Genomic DNA, 19,451 nt, shown 5'->3' with positions numbered 1-19,451 from the left:
TTTGGGAGGAGGGCCGAAAGGGGCGGAAGGCACCGAGGAGAGTCCAAGGTGCGGGAACGTGGCGCGCGGGGAGTGCGGCGAGGCGGCAGGTGCGCAAGAGGCCACTAGCCGAGCTCGCTGGGGATGTCGGTGATGGTGGCGGTCGCGTGGGTGAAGGCCTTCTTCAGGCTGCGCTCCTCCGTGAGGCCCAAGAGCGCTATCCCCGCGTCCCGAGCGATCTCGCCGAGCTGGATGGAGGTCAGCCCGCTGATCTCCATGCGCTGGCCCTGCATGTCGAGCACCTCGCCGCCCGCCTCGATCACGGCGGCGCACAGCGGTTCCGGCTTGTCCGACAGGAGGCTGATCGTCTGCGGATGGAACCGATCGATGAACGCGGTGGCGGACCCGCTTCCGATGATCCTGCCGCCCGCGATCACCACGAGGTCGTCCACCAGATCCTCCAGCTCGGCCAGCAGGTGGCTGGAAATGAGCACCGTACGCCCCTGGTCGCGGAGCGAGCGCAGCAGGTCCTTCAGCCACGCGATGCCTTCGGGGTCGAGACCGTTCATCGGCTCGTCGAGCACCACGATCTCGGGGTCGCCCACCAGCGCGATCGCCAGCGCGAGACGCTGCCGCATGCCGAGGGAGAACTTGCCCGTGCGCTGACGGGCCACCGCGCTGAGCCCGACCTGCTCCAGCAGGTCCTCGGCGTGGGAGGTGGGTACGCCGGCCAGCCGGGCCGCCCACCGCACGCTGTCGATCGCCCGCCGGGAGGGATGGACGCACTGGGTGTCCAGGGCGGCGCCCACCTTGAGGCTGGGAATGGGCCATTCGTGGATCGGTTTGCCGTCGATGAGGGCGGAGCCGGAGGTCGGTTGCACGAGACCGAGGAAGAGGCGCAACATCGTCGACTTGCCGGCGCCGTTCGGCCCCAGGAAGCCGGTGATGGCGCCTGGCCGGATGGCGAAGCTGGCGTCGCTGACCGCCGTGACCGGACCGAACCGTTTCGTCAGGTTCCGCGCTTCCAGCATCGGCTGCATGGTCAGCGCAGCCCCTGGTTTCGCCGCCGCTCGCTGGGGTCGTCTGCTGGACACCGGCGCAAAGGGCTCACGATTCCCCAGTCTTTGCCGCAGTAGAGTTGTGGATCTGGCGTATGGAGCCAACTGTAAACACCGCACTACAGAGCGTGTCAAAACGGTAAGAATGTCCCGAACGGTATCCGCTTGTGGGGCCATGGTAGCTCTCCGTGGCCGAGCATCTGGCTTTTGCTCATTTTGCTGCGGACCACTTGAGATCCACTTTCATGCGCTTAAACAGCCCTGCATGGGAGGATGTCGGCCGCCTAGGCGGCACGGGAATCCCGGACTTCAGGCCAGGGAGCAAGTCAAATCGCGACGAGCAGCACAGGGAGGTGCGCGGCGACCGGTCGACGCTGGAAGCGATGGGCTTCACCCCCGCGTTCGCCTAGCGTTGCGTGCTCACGCAACGCCCCTCCACGTGATCAACGCGGCGGCGGAGGCCGGCGATCCTCGTCTTCCACGACCACTGCGACGGCTGAGGGCCCTTACGGGTGAAGATTAAGTTCCTCACTAGACTACGGCTTTCCTACATCCCGTCTCCGCTCGTTCGCGGCGGCTCGGACTCGCCGGAGAAGCGCCGTACGATGACACAGCATGCCGTCGGGAGGGTAGAGGTCCGTGTCCGATGACCGCGCATGGCACCGAGATCCCCGCCACGGTGCGCGCCACCGGCGGGCGCGAGGCGCGAGCGGTTCACCCCACACCGCCAGGGCGGCGTCGGGCCGCGATCGGACGGGCTGGTGGGTGGCTGGGGCGTTGGTCCTCACGTTCACGGTCGCGGTCGCGGCCACGCTCTACGTGGTGACCGTGCGTGAGCCCGCGCCGACGCCGGCGAAGGCGCCGTCGGGGTGGCGGTTGGTCTGGGCGGACGAGTTCGACGGTCCCGCCGGGCCGCCGGATCCGGCGAAGTGGAATCTGGTCGACGACCATCTCGGCTACAACAACGAGCTGGAGTATTACACGCCGCGCAACGCGGTCGTGGACGGCCAGGGCCGGCTGGTCATCACCGCCCGGTCCGACGACGCTGGCGCCCACGACTGCAGCCCCCGCGTGTGCGCGGCCACCTCCGCCCGGTTGTTCACAGCGGGGAAGTTCGTCCAGCGCTACGGGCGGATCGAGGCCCGCATCAAGTTGCCCACAGGTCAGGGTATGTGGCCGGCCTTCTGGGCGCGGCGATCTCCCCAGGGCAGCGGACGCGGGGAGATCGACATCATGGAGCACCTCGGGCGCGAGCCGGACACGGTCCACGGCAACCTGCACGGGGAGAAGGGCTACGACGCGCTCAACTCCTACCGGCTGCCCAACGGGGGCAGGTTCGCCGACGACTTCCACGTCTTCGCCGCCGACTGGTATCCCGACCGCATCTCCTTCCTGGTCGACGGGCAGGTCTACGGCACCGAGCACAAGGCGAACGCCCCGCCCGGCGGCTGGGACTTCGACGTGCCCTACTACCTCCTGCTCAACTTGGCCGTCGGCGGCGACTGGCCCGGCCCGCCCGACTCGACGACCCGCTTCCCGCAGCAGATGATCGTGGACCACGTCCGCGTGTACGCCGCCGCTACCGATCCGCCGCGCTGACCTCGGCACGCCGCCCGGCGGCGAAGTTGGCGATCAGCACGCCCGCTCCCAGCAGCAGGGACAGGCCTTGCGCGAGCGTCCAGCCGAGGGCCGCGGCGGTCAGCCCGTACGGGAGCAGCGCCGCCACCAGCCCCAGCACCAGGACCGCGTTGGCGCCGTTCATGAAGACGTACGCGCCGGTGCGGTCCCTGCTGATCAGGATCGTGTCCACCAGGTAGTTACCCGCGCCGACCAGCGCCGCCAGGCCCAGGACCCGCAGCGTCCCCGTCGCCTGCGCCGAGTAGCCCTCCCCGAAGACCCGCAGGATGTACGGCGCGCCGACCACGATCACCGCGACGGCGGGGACGAGCAGGCCGTAGATCCCCACCACGGCCTTGCGCAGGTACCGGCGCAGCGAGATCCGCTGCGCCTCGGCGAACAGCACCTGCGCGCTCGTCGAAGGGATGAAGTTGAGGAACGCCGCCACCTGGAAGGCGATCGCGAAGTACGCCGCCGCCTGCGGCCCCCGGACGGCCATCACCTCCAGCGGCACCACGGTGCTCGGCAGCATGCCGAGCGCGGTCGCCAGGTAACCGGCGGCGGAGAACGGCAGGTACCGCCGCAGCACCTCCGTCGGCCGCGCGCGGTCTCCGGCGCGGCGCAGCCGCGGCCACAGCGCCGCCCCGCCGAGCAAGCAGGCGAGCAGGGCGCCGCCGCCGTAGGCGAGGACCAGGCCGGTGAACCCCAACGGGACCAGCGGCAGCAACGCGCCGACCTTCAGCGCGGTGCCCGCCAGGTTCTTGGCCAGCAGCGCCGCGGTGCCCCGGACCGCGATCAGCCCCGCGTCCAGCGTCCCGCCCACGGCGGTGACCATCACCAGGACGGTGACCAGCGTGATCGTCCCGGGCTGCCGGATGAGCTCCGGACCGCCGGGCAGCAGCGGCGCCAGGATCAGCAGTGACAGCAGGGCGAGCACGCCGCCGATCGCGCCGACGGCGGTCACGGCGATCGCCGCCAGCCGGCGCGGGTCGTCGGCTTTGACGAGATGGCGCAGCAGCGTGGTGGGCAGGCCGAGGGCGGCGACGGTCGACAGCAGGTTGACGCTCGCGGTCACGGCGGTCAGCCAGCCGACGGCCTCGACCGGGTAGTTGCGCGCCGCCAGCGTGAAGAACGCGAAGCCACCCGCCGCGAGCAGCACCGTGTTGGCCAGCAGCAGGAAGGTCCCGCGGACCAGGACGTTGCGGAACAGCGAGCGGGCGCGCTCCCCGACCCGCCCGCCTCGATCCTGCAGCACGGTGGCGTAGCCATTCCGGGTCGCGCGGGCGATCTCGGTCCAGCCGACGCCGTCCACGTGCTCCAGCGCCGCCTCCGACATCGCCGCCAGCGTCACCGCGTCCCAGCCCGCCGCTGCCCGCAGGGCCGCGGTGAGCCCGGTGACACCGCCTCGGTAGCCGGCCAGGGCGGCGGCCGGCAGCCCCGCCAGGGCGGGCAGCGCCGGGACGATCACCGGTCTGCCGTGGGCGAGCGCGAGCAGCGCGCTGCCGCTGGTGGTGATCTCGCGGAACGGCAGCACGACGACGTCGGCCTCCGCGAACAGCCCGGCGACGTCCTCGTCGCGTACGCGCCCGAGCCGCAGGTCGACGCGGTCGTCGGCGGCGGCCGACGCCTCCAGCCGGGCTGCGAGCGCCGCGTCAGGGCAGGCTCCGGCGACGACGAGGCGAACGTCCAGCCCGGCGGGCAAGGCCGTGAAGGCCGCCAACAGGTCCTCGACCCCCTTGTACGGCTCGATCCGCCCGAAGAACAGGAACGTGCGGGGCTCGCCCGACCGGCCCGGCGGCGGCAGCGGTGGCGCGGGAAAGGGACCGTGCGGGATCACGGCGGACCTGGACGGCACCGCCCCCAGAGCCGCCAGCCGGTCCAGTGCCGTCGAGTGGTGGGCGATCACGAGGTCGCAGTGTCGTACGAGTGTGCGCCGGGCGGCGGCGTCGTCGGCGAAGACCGGCCGGTGCGGCAGCACGTTGTGCGCGGTCCACACCAGCCGCAGGCCGAGCAGCCGCATAATGCCGAGGATGACGGCGAACCACAGCTGCGCCGGCCGCCGCATCCGGGCCCCGCCCGGCAGCGCGAACTTCCACACCCAGTGCAGGTGCACGATCCGGCCCCCGGCCAGCCGCCGGACGGCCAGCTCGGCCGGCAGCAGCAGGAGGTTGAGCGTGTGGGAGAAGGTCAGCTCGCCCAGGTAGTGGACGCGGACGCCGGTGCGGCGTAACTCGCCGTACAGCAGGTCCTGATACGGGTTGCTGTCACGGGGGAAGACCAGCACCTTCATCGGCCGGCGCGGCCGCGGGGAGCGGCGAGTTCGGCGAGCACGCCCGCGCCGTACACCAGGTGGTCGGCAAGGACCCGCACTGGCCCGTTGTGCCGGTTGCGCCAGGCCGGCAACAGCAGCAGCGCCGGGTAGAGCGGGAACCACAGGGTCAGCGGCAGGCCGAGCAGGAAAAGGGGATAAGCCACGACCATCGGCTCCCGGCGCAGCAGGTGCGCCCGGCGGCCCCGGTGCTTGAGATAGAGCCGGGCGCGGGCCTTGCCGTAGACGTACGAGCGGCGGAGCTGCCGGCGGCGGTCCCCCCACTCGTGGGTGACGACCGCGTCCCCAGCGCTGCGGATGCGGTGCCCGGCGTCCTGGACCCGCCAGCTGAAGTCGACGTCGGAGCCGTACCCGAACGTCTCGTCGAAACCGGCGACCTCGTCGAACACCTCCCGGCGCACCGCCAGGTTGCCGGTGCCGCACTCCGGGAGGTAGCGGGCGGCGGCCCGGCGCCGGGCGTCGGCGTCGTAGAGGCTGCCGTGCCCCTCGGGACCTGTGACCAGCCCCGACACGACGCTTTCGCCCTCGTCGAGCATCGGCGCGACGAGGCGGCGCAGCCAGTCGCCCTGTGGGAGGCAGCCCACGTCGGTGAACACGACGATCTCGCCCTTGGCGGCGCGCACACCGGCGTTGCGCTGGTGCGGGATGGTCACGCGCACGCCCGGCGGCGGGGTGAAGGCCGTCCACCGCACGTGCGGGTGGGCGGCGGCGACGGCGTCGAGCCGGCCTTCGGAGGCGTCGACGACGATGATCTCGTACGGCAGGCTCGCGGACTCGGCCGCGCGGGTGACGCCGTCGAGGGTGCCGTCCAGCGCGGGCTCGTCCTTGCTGATGATGACGATAGAGATCATCGGTGGAAGACCTTCGTGACTCCGCTCGTGTACACGAGATCGTAGTGCGCCTCGATGAAGCCGGTCGGGAACGCGTACAGGGCGAGCTGGTTGTCGAACAGCGACCTGGCGCGGCCGACGGCGGTGTTGGTCCAGCTCGCGTACACCCAGGCCCGCCGGTCCAGGGTCAGGGGGGTGATGTCGGTCTGGATCCGCCGCCCCGGCCCGAGCTCGGCGAACAACCGCAGCTGCGCGTACCGGTCGGCGTAGAGGCGGTCGGGCGAGCCGCGTGCCGCCTCCTTGAGCCAGCGCGCCCCCGCCAGCTCGGCCTCGTACATGCAGAACCGCTCGCAGTCCTCGCCGCGCGTGGAGAGGTTGGTCGCCCGCTCACCGCCGAGCAGCACGTTGTCCAGGCCGCTGCCGGTCGCGAAGGTGACGACGACGGCCGCTCCCGCCAGCCCGTACACCGTCCGGCGGAGCCCGGCTGGGAATTTGGCCGCCGAGACGCGGTGCAGCAGCCAGCACATGGCAATGGTGACGAGCGTCAGCGCCTGCAGCTGGGCGCGGCTCTGGTTGTACGCGGCGGCGAGGGTGCCGGAGAGGCGCAGCAGCACCAGGGCGCCCAGCATCGGCACGGCCAGCACGCCGATCCGCCGGACCAGCCACGACGAGCGGCGGCGCACGGCCATGACCAGGGCGCCGATCAGACCGAGCAGGTTCGCCAGCTGCTGGACCAGCAGCACGCCGAGGTCGAGCGACGCGCTCACCGCCGGCGCGGTCTTCGGGGGGACCGGCACGCCCGCGTCCCCGAGGGCCCACCGGGGATCGTCCGCGTCGGCGGCAGGCGTCACGGTGGCCTTGGGCGGACGGTATTTGGGCACGACCCGCTTGGCGTAGAGGTACGTCGGGATGCGAGTCACGTCGGTGCCCCGCAGATAGGCGGAGAGCAGCGTCCCGGCGGTCTCGGCGCCGGGCAGCAGCCGCAGGCCGTCGGAGCTCAGCGCGGTGCGGAACTCGCCGATGTTGGCCGTCGACCGGGTGATCGGAACGTACCAGAGCACCCCGGCGAGCAGCCCGGGCAGCAGCGCCGCCGCGACCGCCCGCGGCGCGATCCGCGGCCGCCGCAGAGCCCACAGCACGGCCTGCAGGGCCAGCGCCCCGCCGAGCATCACGGCCGTGAAGTACGCGGTCGTGTAGTGCGAGACCACGATGCCCGGCCCGAACAGGCACAACAAAGCCGCCTTGGGGAAGCGCCGCAGCCGGGCGTCGAGCAGGGCCCCGCACAGCGCGGCGAACAGCAGCATGGCGATCTCCTGCCGGGCCAGCGCCGGGAACTGCTGGGACAGCGCGCCCTGCGCCGTCACGAACGCGGCGGCGGCGAACGCCCATTGGCCCGGCAGGAAGCGCCTGGCGAGGTGGAAGATCCCGACGGGGAACATCGCGAAGGTCGCCGGGTAGACGACCTTGAGCACCAGCAGGACCGGCAGCCCGGTCAGGGCGTGCAGCTCGGCGGGCAGAACGGTGATGCTGAGCATCGCCCCGTACGCGTCGGGGTGCGGGCCGGTCACCCAGATCCCCGAGGTCGCCGTCTCCTGGGCCACGGCGTACTCGGAGGCGATGTCGAACCCGTAGACCAGTTCGCCGCGGAGCGCGTACGACCACATCATGGCCAGCGAGACGGCGTACAGCAGGACGGCCGAACGCCCGGCCCCTAGCCGCCCGGCCCGGACGATCCCGAACGCCAGCACGAGCACGCAGCCGGCGATGGCCGCGATCGCCACCTCGGGGCCGTACCCGTGGTTGAGCCGCAGCGCCCCGGCCGCGGTGAGCAGCGGCAGCAGCAACGGCAGCGACAACCACCCGGCGGAGGGCAGAGACCGCCACGGGACGGCCGTCTCCTGCGGCGCCTTCACCCCGGCGAGGAACAACCCCAGGCAGACCAGCATGAGCCCGGCGAGCAGCGGCCCGGGCCGGAGCGGCGCCCCGGGGTCCGAGCCGGGGCCGAACACCGCGTCGAGGACGGCACCGTCGACCAGCGGCACGAGCAGGGTGACCGCGAGGCCGGACACCATGAGCACGACCAGCGACGCGGCCGGCACATACAGCGGGAACGTCGCCACCCGGTGGCCCGGCACCCGCAACGCCCGCAGCAGCAGGCATCCGGGCACGATCAGCAGCAGCGGCACGAGCAGCAGCTGGGCCGCCCACACCTGGCGCGCCTGGGTCAACCCGACGATCAGGACGAGGGCCGCGCCGTACAGCACCATCCGCCTGTCCTGCTCGCGGACGGTCACGTGCTCTGCCCTCCGCCCCGGCCGGTCCTGTCCTCGGCGAACATGCGGCGGAAGGCCCACAGACCGTGCAGGAAGCCGATATTCTCGCACGCTTCCTGGGCGATCCGGAGGTACGGGTCGGCGAGCGCCTCGATCCTGCCCGTCACCGCGTTCCGCAGCCCCACGGGGTAGAGCAGCAGTGGCAGCAGCACGGGCACGACCGCGACCGCTGGCCGCAGGACGGCCGCGAGAGCGAGGCCCGCGACGAGCACCGGCCACGGGAACACCGTCGGCCGCACCGCGGGCCACTTGAGGTACTGCATCGCGGCGCCCCGCCCGTACGCCAGGCTGCGGCGCAGCATGCCCCGCACCGTGGGTGTGTACCGGTGCGCGACCGGCGCGTCGGGGACGAAGACCAGCCGCCCCGGCCGGTCCCGCCGGAGCCTGCGGGACAGGTCCTCCTCCTCGGCCGCGTACCGGAACCGGGTGTCGAACCCGCCCGCGGCCAGCAGCCGCTCCCGCTCGAACGACATGTTGCCGCCGCTGAAAGCATAGACGTCCCGCCGCCCGCGCGCCGCCTCGGCCGTCGTCCACTGCCGCCGCAGGTACAACCACAGCCGGTACGGCAGCGCCGCGCTGACGGTGAGCTCAAGCTCCAGCGGCTCGTGCCGGTTGTTACGTTCGAGGAAGCGCGACAGGAAGCCGTCCCCGGTCACGGGCACGATGGGGCCGCCCACCCCGGCGACACCCTCTTCGGCATAGCCGCCGAGCAGCAGCTCGGCCCAGCGGGGGCACGGCTCGCAGTCGTCGTCGAGGAAGGCCACGACCCGCCCCTTCGCGGCCCGCAGGCCGGTGTCGCGGGCCGCCGCCGCGCCGCGATTCGTCTCGTGCCGGATGACCGTGACCCCGTGGCCGCGCGCGACGTCCCCGGTCCCGTCCAGGGACGCGTCGTCGACGACGATGATCTCCAGGTCGGCGTGAGTGGTCTGGGCCGCCAGCGCGTCGAGGGTCCGCCCGAGGCGGGCCGCGCCGTTGTAGGAGCAGATGACGACGGACAGGTTAGGGGGCATCGGGGCGGTTCCCGGGGATGGGGGCGAGCGGGCGGCGTACGGCCTCGTACACGGCGATCGTCCGCGTCGTGACGGTGCTCAGGTCGGTGTCCGACGTGCCCGAGTCCGGCACCATGTCCGACGTGCCCGGGACGCCGCCTCTCTCCGGACCGGTCACGAGGAGGTCGGCGATCGCCGCCGCCAGCCGGTCAGGGGCGCCAGGGGGGACCGCCCACGGGGAGCCCTCGAACAGCTCGGCCAGCCCGCCCGCGGTGGTCGCGATCACCGGTACGCCGAAGGCGCGGGCCAGGTTGGCCACCCCGCTCTGCTCGGCGTCGCGGTAGGGCAGCACGACGGCCTCCGCCGCGGCGAACCAGGCCGCGATGTCGCCGTCCGGCACGTACCCGGTGAACACCAGCCGGTCGCGCAGCCCGTGCCGGCGCGCCAGGCGGCCCACCTTCGCCTTGTGCAGGTGGTCACGCGCCTCGAACACTCGGAAGGGGCCGTGCCGCCGCCGTACCGCGCCCGCGACCACGACCCGCACCTCGCCCAGCGTCGCGGGCGGCAGTGTCGCCAGTGCCCGCACCAGGTCGTCGAGCCCCTTGCTGACATGGATGTGGCCGAAGGCCAGGAGCACGCGGGCGTCGCCCAGCCCGAAACGGGCCCGCAGGCCGGCGGCGGTGCCGGTCGCGGGCGGCGGCGGCGCGGAGAAGTGCGGGACCACCGTGGCGTCGTCGTCGAGCCCGAGGGCGCCGAGCGTGTCCAGCGCCGCCCGCGTGTGCACGATGAGCCGGTCGCAGCCCCGCGCGACGTGCCGGTACAGCACCCTCCCGGGCCCACGCAGCAGCGCCGTGTCGCGGTTGACCTCGTGCAGCGTGGCCACCGCGGGAACCCCGGGGTCGGCCAGCCAGCGCGCCACGGCCAGGGTACGAGCGCCGAACGCGGGCACCGCGAACTGCACGTGCACCACGTCCGGCCGGAACCGGGCCACGGCCGCACGCAGCGGTGCCACCCCGCCGCCCAATGCGCCGATGACCTCCTCGGGCGCGTCCGGATGCGGGCGGGCGGCGACCACCGCGACCTCGTGGTCGCGGTCGCGCACGGCGCGGGCGAGCACGTGGGTGTAGGTCCCGATGCCGTCCCGGGCCGGCGGGTAGGGGCTGACGTAGAGGATCCTCACGGCAGCATCGCCTTCACCACGTGCGAGGCGATCGAGTCCAGGGCGTACTCGCCGACCCACGGCTCCGCCGGCGCGTCGTCCGCGGGCCCGTCGAGGGCGTCGGCCAGGGCTCCGGCGAACGCGTCCAGCGTGTGGTCGCAGACGATGCCCCGCCGGCTGTGACGCACCAGGTGCTGGGCCAGGTTGTCCCTGGCCGAGGTGGTCACCACCGGCACGCCGCAGGCGATCGCCTCCAGCACGGCGATGCCGAACCCCTCCCTGGTGGACGGGAAGGCGAACACCCGTCCCGCCTTGACCAGCGAGTACACGTCCTTCTGCTCGCTGACGTCGTGCCGGAACTCCACGGCGTGCGCGATGCCGAGCCGTTCGGCCTCCTCGCGCAGAGCGTCGCGTTCCGGGCCGTCGCCGATGATCCGGCAGGTGACCGCGCGGCCGCGCTCCCGCAGCCGCGCGACGGCGGCCAGCAGCAGGTCCAGGCCCTTGTGCCGCATCAGCCTGCTCACCACGACCAGGTCGGTGCGCTGCCCGTGCGGTGTGGACTGGTTCACCCTGTCGAGGTCGACCCCGTTGGGTGCGATCGTGATCGGGGCCCGCTCGCCGAGCTCGGCTCGCAGCCGCCGGGCCGTCTCCGGGGAGACGGCGATGATGCGATCGGGCGCCCGCATCGCCAGCCGCTCGATCCACCACGCGGGCCGCCAGCCGGTGCGCATGCTGTAGCGCCAGTACTCCGGGCCCCACACCTCGTGCCAGGTCGCGATCAGCGGTTTGCGGCGCAGCGTGGCGACCAGGCGCAGCGTCAGCAGGTGCAGGAACGGGATCTGGTCGACGTTGAGCACGTCGAACCGATGCCGCAGCAGCCTGAGGCAGGCCACCGCGAACACCAGCGCCTGCCAGGTGGAGCGGACGCCGTGCCGGTACATCGGCAGCAGCGGGGAGATGGCGTGGAACGTGACGCCGCCCTCGGTGCGCACCCGGGGGCCGTGCCACCAGCGCATGGTGAACACGTGGAGGTCGGCGTGCGGCGTAAGGTGCGCGTACAACTCGTGGTAGCGGATCTCCCTGCCGCCGAAGCTGTACGGGTGGATGGCATCGGTGACCAGCGCCACCACGGGCCGTCTGGGCACGCGCCTACCCCTCGTCGATGTCCGCGGAGCAGGCGGCGCGGAACGCGATGGCCTCGCCGCCTTCCAGCAGGACCCCGAGGGTGATCGGGCCGGGCTCGCACAGCGCCTTCGTGGGCGGCGTGATCGTCACCGGCTGCCCGTCGGCCAGGGTCACGCGCCCGCTGGCGACGGTACGGGTCCTGCCGGACTCGGTCAGGCGTACCGACCAGCCGTACTCGCGCTGCCGCCCGGTGACATTGCGGATGGTGAAGGAGGGCGGGACCAGGAACGACGTGGCGGGCAATCGGGCCGGCAGCGCCTGGGGAGCGGCGAACGCCAGCTCGGTGTACCCGGCGGGCGCGCCGGCCAGCCCGGCCGTGAGGAGCAGGTGGCGCCCCTGCTCGGTCTGCGCGCCGAGCGCGGCCACGACGACCGCGCCGAGCAGGGCGGCAGTCGTTAAAGAGGTGAAACGGGGAAATAATCGCGTCATTTACGGCGTGACTTCACCACGATGCTGATGGGGACGCTTGATCCTAATGTGCCGGAAGGGGCGGCCGCCCAGAATGACGAGTCACAACGGTACAAACGTTATTAAGGACCGTTCCAAGTGGATATGCCGTAAATTTCGGCGCTTGCGGCGAAGGGTGGGCTTAGCGCTGGCGGTACACCCGCACCCAGTCGACCACCATCCGCGCCGGGAAGCGGGTCGTGGTGTTCGGGTTTCCCACCCAGCTGCCGCCCACCTGCAGGTTGAGGATCAGGTAGAAGGGCTTGTCGAACGGCCAGCCGGGATAGCGCGGGTATTGGGCGTACGGCTTGCCGTCCACCCACCAGGTGATGCTCTGGGGCGTCCAGTCGACGCCGTACACGTGGAAACCGGCGTCCAGCCGCTCCGGCAGGGTGATCTGGCCGCCGCCCTTGCGGCCCTTGGAGTGGGTGTAGGCCCTGACGAGATGGGTCTCGTGGCCGCGGTTCTCCATGATGTCGATCTCGCCGTACGTCGTGGAGCCGGAGCGGCCGGCGTCGCTGCGCTTGAGCCAGAAGGCCGGCCACAGCCCCTTGCCGAGCGGCAGCTTGATACGCGCGGTGAACCGCCCGTACGCCTGGTTGAAGGTCCTCCTGGTCTCCAGCCGGGCGGAGCTGTAGTCGCATGGGCCGTACCAGCAGGCCGGCCGGTCCACGGCCCGCGCCCGTCGGGCGGAGATGACCAGGCGGCCGGAGCCGTCCTGCACCGCGTTCGCGGGGGTGTAGTAGTGCAGCGCCTTCCGGTTGGACCAGCTCGTGCCGGACAGGGCGGTCCACTTGGCGGACCGGCCACGCCCGTTGAACTCGTCGGACCAGCTCAGTTTCCAGGAGGCCTCGGGCAGCGCCAGCGGCGGAGGCTCGATCGACTGTGCGGGCGGCGGCGTCGCCCCCCCGTTCCGAGCCCCGTCCGAAGACGTCTCGCCAATGGTGCGCACCCCTGCCGCGCTGGCCGCGACCACAGTGGCGCAGATCGCCGCGGCGAGGATCCAGGTGCGGGAACGGGCCGCGCCGTCAGCCGCCGTCATCGGGCCGACTCGCGCTCGGACTTCGTTTCGTCGCGCTTCCCATAAATAATGACTTCCGGCGAGGGGCTCCGTCCTGGCCGGAGAATACCAAAGGGAGAGGCTGCGGTGACCGGAGGTGGCTGGCGAAGCGAGACGGGTGATCCGGACGGTTCCCCCGAGCAGGTGAACGAGCGGCTCTCCCAGCCGTCACTGCCACCGAACGAACGGTTGTCCCAGCCGTCGTCACCGCCGGTCGAACGCTTCTCCCAACCCTCGCTGCCGCCGGACGAACGGGTCTCCCAGCCCTCGTTACCGTTCTCTCAACCGTCGCTACCATCCTTGCCACCGACCACAGAGCTGACCGACCCCGACGTCGGCTACCCGGCGACCGACCCGATGCCTCCGGGTCGGCAGAAGCGACGCTTCCGTTCGCTGCTGATCGGCGGCGCCTCCGTCACGTTCGCGATCATCGTGGCGGGCGGTGTGGTGGTGGCCTCCCGTCAGAGCGACGAGCCGGCGGCCGCGGAGCTGGCCGGCAACCTGTTCGCGGCGGGTCCGGCCGGCAGCGGCGACGGCCGGCAGCTGGAGCTCAACGGCGTCGCCGCCATGGGCGCCACGGTGGTGATCGCGGGCGGCGAGGACGCCGACTCCGGCTACCGGACCGGGTTCTTCCTGTCCAAGGACGCGGGCCGCACCTTCGCCCGCGCCCAGGTGCGGACCGCGAAGGGCGAGCCGCCCGTCGCCGGCGAGATCCCCCGCCACCTCGCCGCGGGCCCCGGCGGCTGGCTCGCGCTTGGCGACCGCGTCGGCGGCACCGTCGTCTGGACGAGCCCCGACGGCGCGGCCTGGACCCGTCAGCCCGACGCCACCGCCAGCCTCGCCTTCGGCCCGCGCGACCGGGTCGCCGACGTCGCGTGGACCGGAAACGGCTTCACCGCCGTGGGGCAGACCTCGGACAAGGGCGACTTCACCGACGCCTCCCCGGTGGTGTGGCTGTCCCGCGACGGCCGGAGCTGGGAACGCCGGGCCGGCTGGCGGCTCCACCCGCCGACCGGCGGCACCCTTGCCCTCACCGACGTGGCGAGCGTCAAGAACGCCATCGTCGTCCGCGGCGAGAGCTCCATCAAGCCGTACGACGTCACCTGGCGCTCGACCGACGCCGGCAACACCTGGCAGGCGTTCGCCGTCCCGGGCAAGTCGCGCAAGCCGGAGCTGGCCTTCGCCGCGACCGCGACGACCATGCTCGCGGTGCGCCAGGACGGCTCCCGCGCCACCACCTACACCTCGCCCGACGGCGTGCGCTGGACGACGGCGGCGAAGATCGACGTGCCGGGCTTCCGGCGCCTGTTACGGCTGACCGCCACCTCCCAGGCCGCGGTCGCCGCGATCGGGACCGACAGCGGGATCCAGCTGGTCCGCAGCACGGACGGCCGCTCCTGGCAACCCGCCGGCACGACGGCCGACGGCGCCGAGGTGCGTGACGCCGCCGCGGCCGCGGACAACACCGTCGTGGTGGGCGCCGACACGGCCCACGGTGGCACGGGCGCCCTGCTCGCGGTACGCGACAAGGCAGGGAAGGACGTCCCCACCGGCATCCCGAGCACCACCGGGAGCGGCAAGGTCGTGGACGCGCTCGGGACGGCCGACGGCCGGGTGGTCGCAGTCGGCGGTGCCAATGGGGAGGCCACCGTCTGGACCTCTGCGGACGGGGCCACCTGGCGGCGCGTCCAGGACAAGGAGAAGGCCCTGGCCGGCCAAGGGAGGCAGCGGCTGACCGGCGTCACGCCCGGCTTCGCCGGCTGGCTGGCGGTCGGGTCCAGCGGCCGGACGCCCGGTCGCCCCCTGGTCGTCACCTCGGCGGACGGCGAGAGCTGGCGGCGGGCCGACGGCGCGGCGGCGTTCCAGCCCAACGGCACGAACCCGCTGATCGCCCGCGGTGCCGCTGCCGGCCCGGACGGCTACGTGATCGTGGGCGAGGACGGCTTCGGCGCGGGCACCTGGTGGTCGCCGGACCTCAAGACCTGGGAGCGCGGCATCCCGGCGGGCGAGGACAACCTCGTCGGCACGCCGACGACCAGGCGGTGGATGCACTCCGTGACCAACGGCATGTTCGGCTTCGTCGCCGCAGGCGGCGTGACCGACCCCGACGCCTACGGTGGCGTCTTCGTCCGCCGCCCCACTGTGTGGATCTCGCCGGACGGCCGCAAGTGGTCGCTGGTACGCCTGCCGATCCCGGCCGGCGTCAACGAGGGCTGGCTGCCCCACATCGCCTCCCACGACGACGTCCTGGTGACCGCCGGTACGGCCGTCACCGGCAACGGCACGGGCACGGCCGCGTTCGGGTACGTGTCGGTCGACGGCGGCCGGAGCTGGCAGCCGATCTCTCTGCCGGTGGTGGCCGGCGAGCAGTCCAGCGTCACCGCCATGGCCGCGACCCCGCGGGGCTTCGTGGTGGCCGGCACCGTGGGCAGGCCCGGCGACGTGGTCATCTGGACCTCGGCAGACGGGCGCTCCTGGAAGCCCGAGCAGCCGCGCGGCACCGGCATGTCCGGCCCGGGCGACCAGCGGCTGACAGCGTTCACCACGGTGGACGGCGAGCTCGTCGGCGTGGGTTCCACGGCCACCGGCCAGGGCGACGAGCCGACCGTCTGGCGGCGCCCGCTGTCGTCGGACGAGACCGGCACTCCCTAGCGCGTGCCCCACACTCTCAGCGTGCCGTCACCCGCAACCCCGGTGACGGTCGTGCCGTCCCGGCTGAACGCCACCGAGTAGACCCAGTCGGCAGGCCCGTCCAGCTCGCCGGTGCCGCGTCCGCTCGCCGCGTCCCACAGCCGTACCTTGCGGTCATAGCCGCCGCTGGCCAGCGTCTTCCCGTCCGGGCTGAAGGCGACCGCGGAGGCCCAGCCCCGGTGACCGGCGAGCACGGTTCGCTCCTTGCGGGCGGCGACGTCCCACAGCCGGACGGTGCGGTCGGCGCTCGCGCTCGCCAGGGTCTTCCCGTCCGGGCTGAAGGCCACCGAGAAGACCCAGTAGCGGTGGCCGGAGAGCACGGCGGTGCCTTCGCCGGTCGCCGGATGCCAGAGCCGTACGGTCCGGTCGTGGCTGCCCGTGGCGATCATGGCACCGTCGGGGCTGAACGCCACCGAGTCCACCCAGTCGGTGTGACCGTTGAGGATCGCGGTGCCGTCGCCGGTTGCGGCGTTCCACAACCGCACGGTCCGGTCGCGGCTGGCGCTGGCCACGGTCTTGCCGTCGGGGCTGAACGCCACCGACCCGACCCCTCCGGTGTGGCCGGTGAGCGTGCCCCTGCCGCGCCCCGAGGGCAGGCTCCACAGCCGTACGGTCCCGTCGTCGCTCCCCGTCGCGAGCGTCTTGCCTTCCGGGCTGAACGCCACCGCGTGGACGCCCTTGGTGTGGCCGTCGAGCGAGGCCGTGACGCGGCGGGTGGCGGCGTCCCACAGCCGCACGGTCCCATCGGCGCCGCCGGTCGCGAATGTCTTCCCGTCCGGGCTGTATGCGACCGCGTATGAGGGTTCCTGGGAGAGGGTCCGGGTCACCTCCGGTTGGATCACCGGCGTCGTAGGCCCCGGGACAACGGTGGGTCGCGTCACGACCGTGGGCGTCGCCGCCGTGGCCAAGGCGAAGTAAGCGCCCGTGGCGACGGCCCCGGCGGCCACCAGCCCGAGGGACGCGGCGACCAGGGTGCGCCGCGACCTGAGACCGGCGCGAACGCGCGGACCCACCAGCGATTCCGTCGCCGAGACCATCCCCGCATCAGGGAGCGACGCCCCGCCCGAGACCAGGGACGGACGCGAAAGCGAGGTGGGACCGGACTGCGACGACGGACCCGACGGTGACGGCGGAACCCACTGCGACGACGGACCCGACTGCGAGGACAAGCCGGGCAGTGAGGACGATCCCGAGAGCGGTGGTGCGCCCGTCTGGGACGCGGCACCCTCGCCACCGCTCTCCTGCGGCCGCGTCCCGACTGAGAAGAGGGATTCCTGGCCCGCCGCCTCCCGCGCGGGATTGGGCACGCCGTGGCCGAGCAGGTTGAACAGCACGTCGGTTGCCGACGGCCGGGCCGCGGGACTCTTGTCCAGGCACGCCACCACCAGTGACCTCACCGGCTCGGTGAGCCCGGTGAGGTCCGGCTCCTCGTTGAGTATGCGCTGGAAGATGGCCGGGATGCTGTCGTTCCCGAACGGCGGTCGCCCGCTCGCCGCGTAGGCCATGGTGGCTGCCCAGCTGAACATGTCCGACGCCGCCGTCACCACACCGGCGCTGAACTGCTCCGGCGCCATGTAAGCCGGCGTTCCGAGGATCTCGCTGCTCTCGGCGACCGTGGAGTCCAGGGCGCGCGCCAGCCCGAAGTCGATCACCCGGGGCCCGTCAGGACCGCACACGACGTTGCTGGGCTTGAAGTCGCGGTGCACGATTCCGGCCTGGTGGATGGCCACCAGCGCAGTGACGGTGGCGACCGCCAGCCGCTCCAGCGTGTCGGGGTCGCGGACTCCCTGCGTGGCGATGAGCCGGCTCAGCGAGATGCCCTCGACGTACTGGCTGACCACGTACGGCTGGTCCCCGCTGGTGTCGGCGTCCAGCACCCGGGCCGTGCAGAACTGCCGCACTTGCCGGGTCGCGGCGATCTCCTGGAGGAACCGCTCACGGGCCTCGGGTTCCTCCGACAGCCGGGCGTGCAGCACCTTGATCGCAACGACCTGGCCCCCGGGCGACTCGCCGACGTACACGGTGCCCTGGCCGCCCGCGCCCAGATAGCCCGTCAGCCGGTAAGGACCCACCTGGCGCGGGTCGGTCGGCCGCAGAGGACTGAGACTGGGCACACGTACCTTCCCCAAGAAGGATGCTCAGCAGAATGATGGCTTACGGACGCTTATGCACGATAGGCAGCGCTAAAAGCCTACTCTCATGAGGCGCGCATCCGGCCTATCCGGCAGGGCGGCGGGCGAAGAGGCGGGCCTGTGAGAAGCCCCGCTGGGGGGCTCCCGAGAGAGCGGACGGCATATCGGGTTTCGGGAGGCCGAAGACGAATGGGATATCTATGCCATGGGTTGCGCCGACCGGTCCTTGCCAGGCGAAGTCGTACAACCAGGTGCGGCACCCTGACCGGGCGTGAGCCTCGGCGGTCATGGTAGTGAGCATGCGTACCAGGGCGTCGGACATGAGCGTGGTCACCACCTCGGCTGTGGAGGCATCCGGGTAGGCGGCACGATGGGCGACGGCGGCCTTGGGGTCGAGTCCGAGTCCCGCGGCGGCCGACTTCAGATCGATCCCGGCGGGGGCCGAGCCGCGGTATTCCTCGTGGGTGAAACCGCAGAGGAGGCCGATGTGACGGGCCCTCCCGTCGCGGAGGGCCTGCCAGGGCGGCGCGGTGACCAGTTTCCCGTCGATGACCCGGGGCGTACGCGCCGCCGGGGCGCCCGCCCGTAAGCCGGACGTCCGGCACCTCGAGCAGGACCTGCGGGGGCAGTGCGGCCAGATCGTCCCTGGTGGAGGCGGCACCAGTGCCCGCCGGGAGCCGCTCGGTGACCTGCCGGGCATCAGCCACGGTCAGGTACCCGGCAGGCAGGCTTTGCAGGACGCACCGCCCGAACAGGCCGGCGCCGCGGCGAGCAGGGCGGCGGAGGTGGCGCTCGCCGACTGACCGAGAACGGTGACGTTGCCGGGGTCACCGCCGAAAGCGGAGATGTTGTCCTGGACCCAGGCGAGCGCGGCGAGCTGGTCCAGCAGGCCCCGGTTGCCGGGAACGCCGGGCAGGTGGCCGCCGAAGCCTTCGAAACCGGTGTGGTAGTTGAAGGTAACAGCGGGCGCGGCCGATGGCGGTGATGCGGTCGGCGACCGAGCGCTCCGCGCGGGTGCTGGACTGCGCGTGCGGTATCGGGACGGACGCCATGGTGCTGGCGCACGCGGGGTTCCAGGTGACCGCCACGGATGCCGGCCCGGCCATGGTGGCCGAGGCCAGGCGGCGGTTGCCCGCCGAGGTGGAGGTGCTCGTCGCCCGATGGGAGCACCTGCCCGCCGTCGTGACCGGGACGTACGAGCTGATTCTGTGCCTCGGCAATTCCCTGGTGCACGCCGGCTCGCACAAGGCCATGGTCTCGGCGTTGTCGGCGATGCACCAGATGCTGGCGCCCAATGGCATGCTGATCGTCGACTCCCGCAACTGGGAGCTGCTCTATCGGGAACGGCCCCGGATCGTGGCCGCTGACCGGGTACGCGAGCGCGACGGGGTCCGGGCCTGCTGCGTGTACGTCTGGAACATCCCCGAGCGGTTCGGCGAGCCATGCCTGGCGGAGCTGCTGTTCTTGCTGGAGCACCCGGACGGGAGCGTCACGCACCGCCGCCATCCCATCGACTTCCAGCCGTTCACCCCAGCCGATCTGGAGACCCAGCTCACCGAGACCGGGCTCGCGGTCGTGGGCTCCACCTACCGCCCCGACAGGCAGCGCTACGCCTTCGCTTGCCGGGCGGCGGAGTAGGCGG

The 19,451-nt window shown here is 72.4% G+C and carries 16 protein-coding genes; 5 read left to right on the top strand and 11 right to left on the bottom strand.

What is annotated here, in order from left to right; translation table 11 throughout:
- Nucleotides 1–104 precede the first annotated feature (104 nt).
- Nucleotides 105–1,010 carry an ABC transporter ATP-binding protein gene (locus ACTWPT_RS39565; RefSeq protein ID WP_443182651.1) on the bottom strand — a complete coding sequence of 302 codons (906 nt, stop codon included), beginning with the start codon at nt 1,008–1,010 and terminating at the stop codon, nt 105–107.
- A gap of 215 nt (nt 1,011–1,225) precedes the next feature.
- Between ACTWPT_RS39565 and ACTWPT_RS39560 the strand changes: the two genes are divergently transcribed.
- Nucleotides 1,226–1,447, top strand: a complete 222-nt coding sequence (locus ACTWPT_RS39560; RefSeq protein WP_443182650.1) for a hypothetical protein — start codon at nt 1,226–1,228, stop codon at nt 1,445–1,447.
- 355 nt (nt 1,448–1,802) lie between these two features.
- Nucleotides 1,803–2,636 carry a glycoside hydrolase family 16 protein gene (locus tag ACTWPT_RS39555; RefSeq protein WP_443182649.1) on the top strand — a complete coding sequence of 278 codons (834 nt, stop codon included), beginning with the start codon at nt 1,803–1,805 and terminating at the stop codon, nt 2,634–2,636.
- On the opposite strand, the gene ACTWPT_RS39550 is transcribed toward ACTWPT_RS39555, so the two are convergent.
- From ACTWPT_RS39550 to ACTWPT_RS39515, 8 genes are all read right to left on the bottom strand, one after another.
- On the bottom strand, nt 2,617–4,944 hold the full coding sequence (locus ACTWPT_RS39550; RefSeq protein WP_443182648.1) for a glycosyltransferase: 2,328 nt from the start codon (nt 4,942–4,944) through the stop codon (nt 2,617–2,619). The two genes, ACTWPT_RS39555 and ACTWPT_RS39550, sit on opposite strands and share 20 nt — an antisense overlap.
- On the bottom strand, nt 4,941–5,834 hold the full coding sequence (locus ACTWPT_RS39545) for a glycosyltransferase family 2 protein (RefSeq protein WP_443182647.1): 894 nt from the start codon (nt 5,832–5,834) through the stop codon (nt 4,941–4,943). Before ACTWPT_RS39545 ends, ACTWPT_RS39550 begins: the two co-directional genes overlap by 4 nt.
- Entirely contained in the window at nt 5,831–8,107 is a 2,277-nt protein-coding gene (locus ACTWPT_RS39540; protein ID WP_443182646.1) for a hypothetical protein, read from the bottom strand. Before ACTWPT_RS39540 ends, ACTWPT_RS39545 begins: the two co-directional genes overlap by 4 nt.
- A complete protein-coding gene (locus tag ACTWPT_RS39535; RefSeq protein ID WP_443182645.1) occupies nt 8,104–9,156 on the bottom strand; it encodes a glycosyltransferase in 1,053 nt (350 codons plus the stop codon). The genes ACTWPT_RS39540 and ACTWPT_RS39535 overlap by 4 nt, the downstream gene beginning before the upstream one ends.
- Nucleotides 9,146–10,315 (bottom strand): glycosyltransferase, encoded by a 1,170-nt coding sequence (locus ACTWPT_RS39530; protein ID WP_443182644.1) that lies wholly within the window; start codon nt 10,313–10,315, stop codon nt 9,146–9,148. The genes ACTWPT_RS39535 and ACTWPT_RS39530 overlap by 11 nt, the downstream gene beginning before the upstream one ends.
- Nucleotides 10,312–11,439 carry a glycosyltransferase gene (locus ACTWPT_RS39525; RefSeq protein ID WP_443182643.1) on the bottom strand — a complete coding sequence of 376 codons (1,128 nt, stop codon included), beginning with the start codon at nt 11,437–11,439 and terminating at the stop codon, nt 10,312–10,314. Before ACTWPT_RS39525 ends, ACTWPT_RS39530 begins: the two co-directional genes overlap by 4 nt.
- A 4-nt stretch (nt 11,440–11,443) precedes the next feature.
- Nucleotides 11,444–11,908 carry a hypothetical protein gene (locus tag ACTWPT_RS39520; protein WP_443182642.1) on the bottom strand — a complete coding sequence of 155 codons (465 nt, stop codon included), beginning with the start codon at nt 11,906–11,908 and terminating at the stop codon, nt 11,444–11,446.
- A 160-nt stretch (nt 11,909–12,068) separates the two neighbouring features.
- Nucleotides 12,069–12,968, bottom strand: a complete 900-nt coding sequence (locus ACTWPT_RS39515) for a glycoside hydrolase family 16 protein (RefSeq protein ID WP_443182641.1) — start codon at nt 12,966–12,968, stop codon at nt 12,069–12,071.
- A 318-nt stretch (nt 12,969–13,286) separates the two neighbouring features.
- Between ACTWPT_RS39515 and ACTWPT_RS39510 the strand changes: the two genes are divergently transcribed.
- Nucleotides 13,287–15,638 (top strand): hypothetical protein, encoded by a 2,352-nt coding sequence (locus ACTWPT_RS39510; RefSeq protein ID WP_443182640.1) that lies wholly within the window; start codon nt 13,287–13,289, stop codon nt 15,636–15,638.
- Here ACTWPT_RS39510 and ACTWPT_RS39505 read toward each other — a convergent pair.
- Entirely contained in the window at nt 15,635–17,791 is a 2,157-nt protein-coding gene (locus tag ACTWPT_RS39505) for a WD40 repeat domain-containing serine/threonine protein kinase (protein WP_443182639.1), read from the bottom strand. The two genes, ACTWPT_RS39510 and ACTWPT_RS39505, sit on opposite strands and share 4 nt — an antisense overlap.
- Before the next feature lie 548 nt (nt 17,792–18,339).
- On the opposite strand from ACTWPT_RS39505, the gene ACTWPT_RS39500 reads away from it, so the two are divergent.
- On the top strand, nt 18,340–18,612 hold the full coding sequence (locus tag ACTWPT_RS39500) for a hypothetical protein (RefSeq protein ID WP_443182638.1): 273 nt from the start codon (nt 18,340–18,342) through the stop codon (nt 18,610–18,612).
- Here ACTWPT_RS39500 and ACTWPT_RS39495 read toward each other — a convergent pair.
- Complete coding sequence (locus tag ACTWPT_RS39495; RefSeq protein ID WP_443182736.1) at nt 18,519–18,725, bottom strand: carboxylesterase family protein; 207 nt, start codon at nt 18,723–18,725, stop codon at nt 18,519–18,521. The two genes, ACTWPT_RS39500 and ACTWPT_RS39495, sit on opposite strands and share 94 nt — an antisense overlap.
- A gap of 68 nt (nt 18,726–18,793) precedes the next feature.
- Between ACTWPT_RS39495 and ACTWPT_RS39490 the strand changes: the two genes are divergently transcribed.
- On the top strand, nt 18,794–19,447 hold the full coding sequence (locus tag ACTWPT_RS39490; RefSeq protein ID WP_443182637.1) for a class I SAM-dependent methyltransferase: 654 nt from the start codon (nt 18,794–18,796) through the stop codon (nt 19,445–19,447).
- Nucleotides 19,448–19,451 lie beyond the last annotated feature (4 nt).

Origin of the sequence: Nonomuraea sp. 3N208 (genome assembly GCF_052245935.1) — a bacterium.
Taxonomy (GTDB): Bacteria; Actinomycetota; Actinomycetes; order Streptosporangiales; family Streptosporangiaceae; genus Nonomuraea.
Note: the sequence above shows the minus strand (reverse complement) of the source record. Positions and strands in the feature narration are given on the sequence as shown.

What these genes read in the sequence shown, in the direction of transcription:
- ACTWPT_RS39545 (WP_443182647.1), bottom strand. Translation starts at nt 5,834, where the DNA reads ATGATCTCTATCGTCATCATCAGCAAGGACGAGCCCGCGCTGGACGGC.
- ACTWPT_RS39565 (WP_443182651.1), bottom strand. Translation starts at nt 1,010, where the DNA reads ATGCTGGAAGCGCGGAACCTGACGAAACGGTTCGGTCCGGTCACGGCG.
- ACTWPT_RS39535 (WP_443182645.1), bottom strand. Translation starts at nt 9,156, where the DNA reads ATGCCCCCTAACCTGTCCGTCGTCATCTGCTCCTACAACGGCGCGGCC.
- ACTWPT_RS39490 (WP_443182637.1), top strand. Translation starts at nt 18,794, where the DNA reads ATGCGGTCGGCGACCGAGCGCTCCGCGCGGGTGCTGGACTGCGCGTGC.
- ACTWPT_RS39520 (WP_443182642.1), bottom strand. Translation starts at nt 11,908, where the DNA reads ATGACGCGATTATTTCCCCGTTTCACCTCTTTAACGACTGCCGCCCTG.
- ACTWPT_RS39550 (WP_443182648.1), bottom strand. Translation starts at nt 4,944, where the DNA reads ATGAAGGTGCTGGTCTTCCCCCGTGACAGCAACCCGTATCAGGACCTG.
- ACTWPT_RS39515 (WP_443182641.1), bottom strand. Translation starts at nt 12,968, where the DNA reads ATGACGGCGGCTGACGGCGCGGCCCGTTCCCGCACCTGGATCCTCGCC.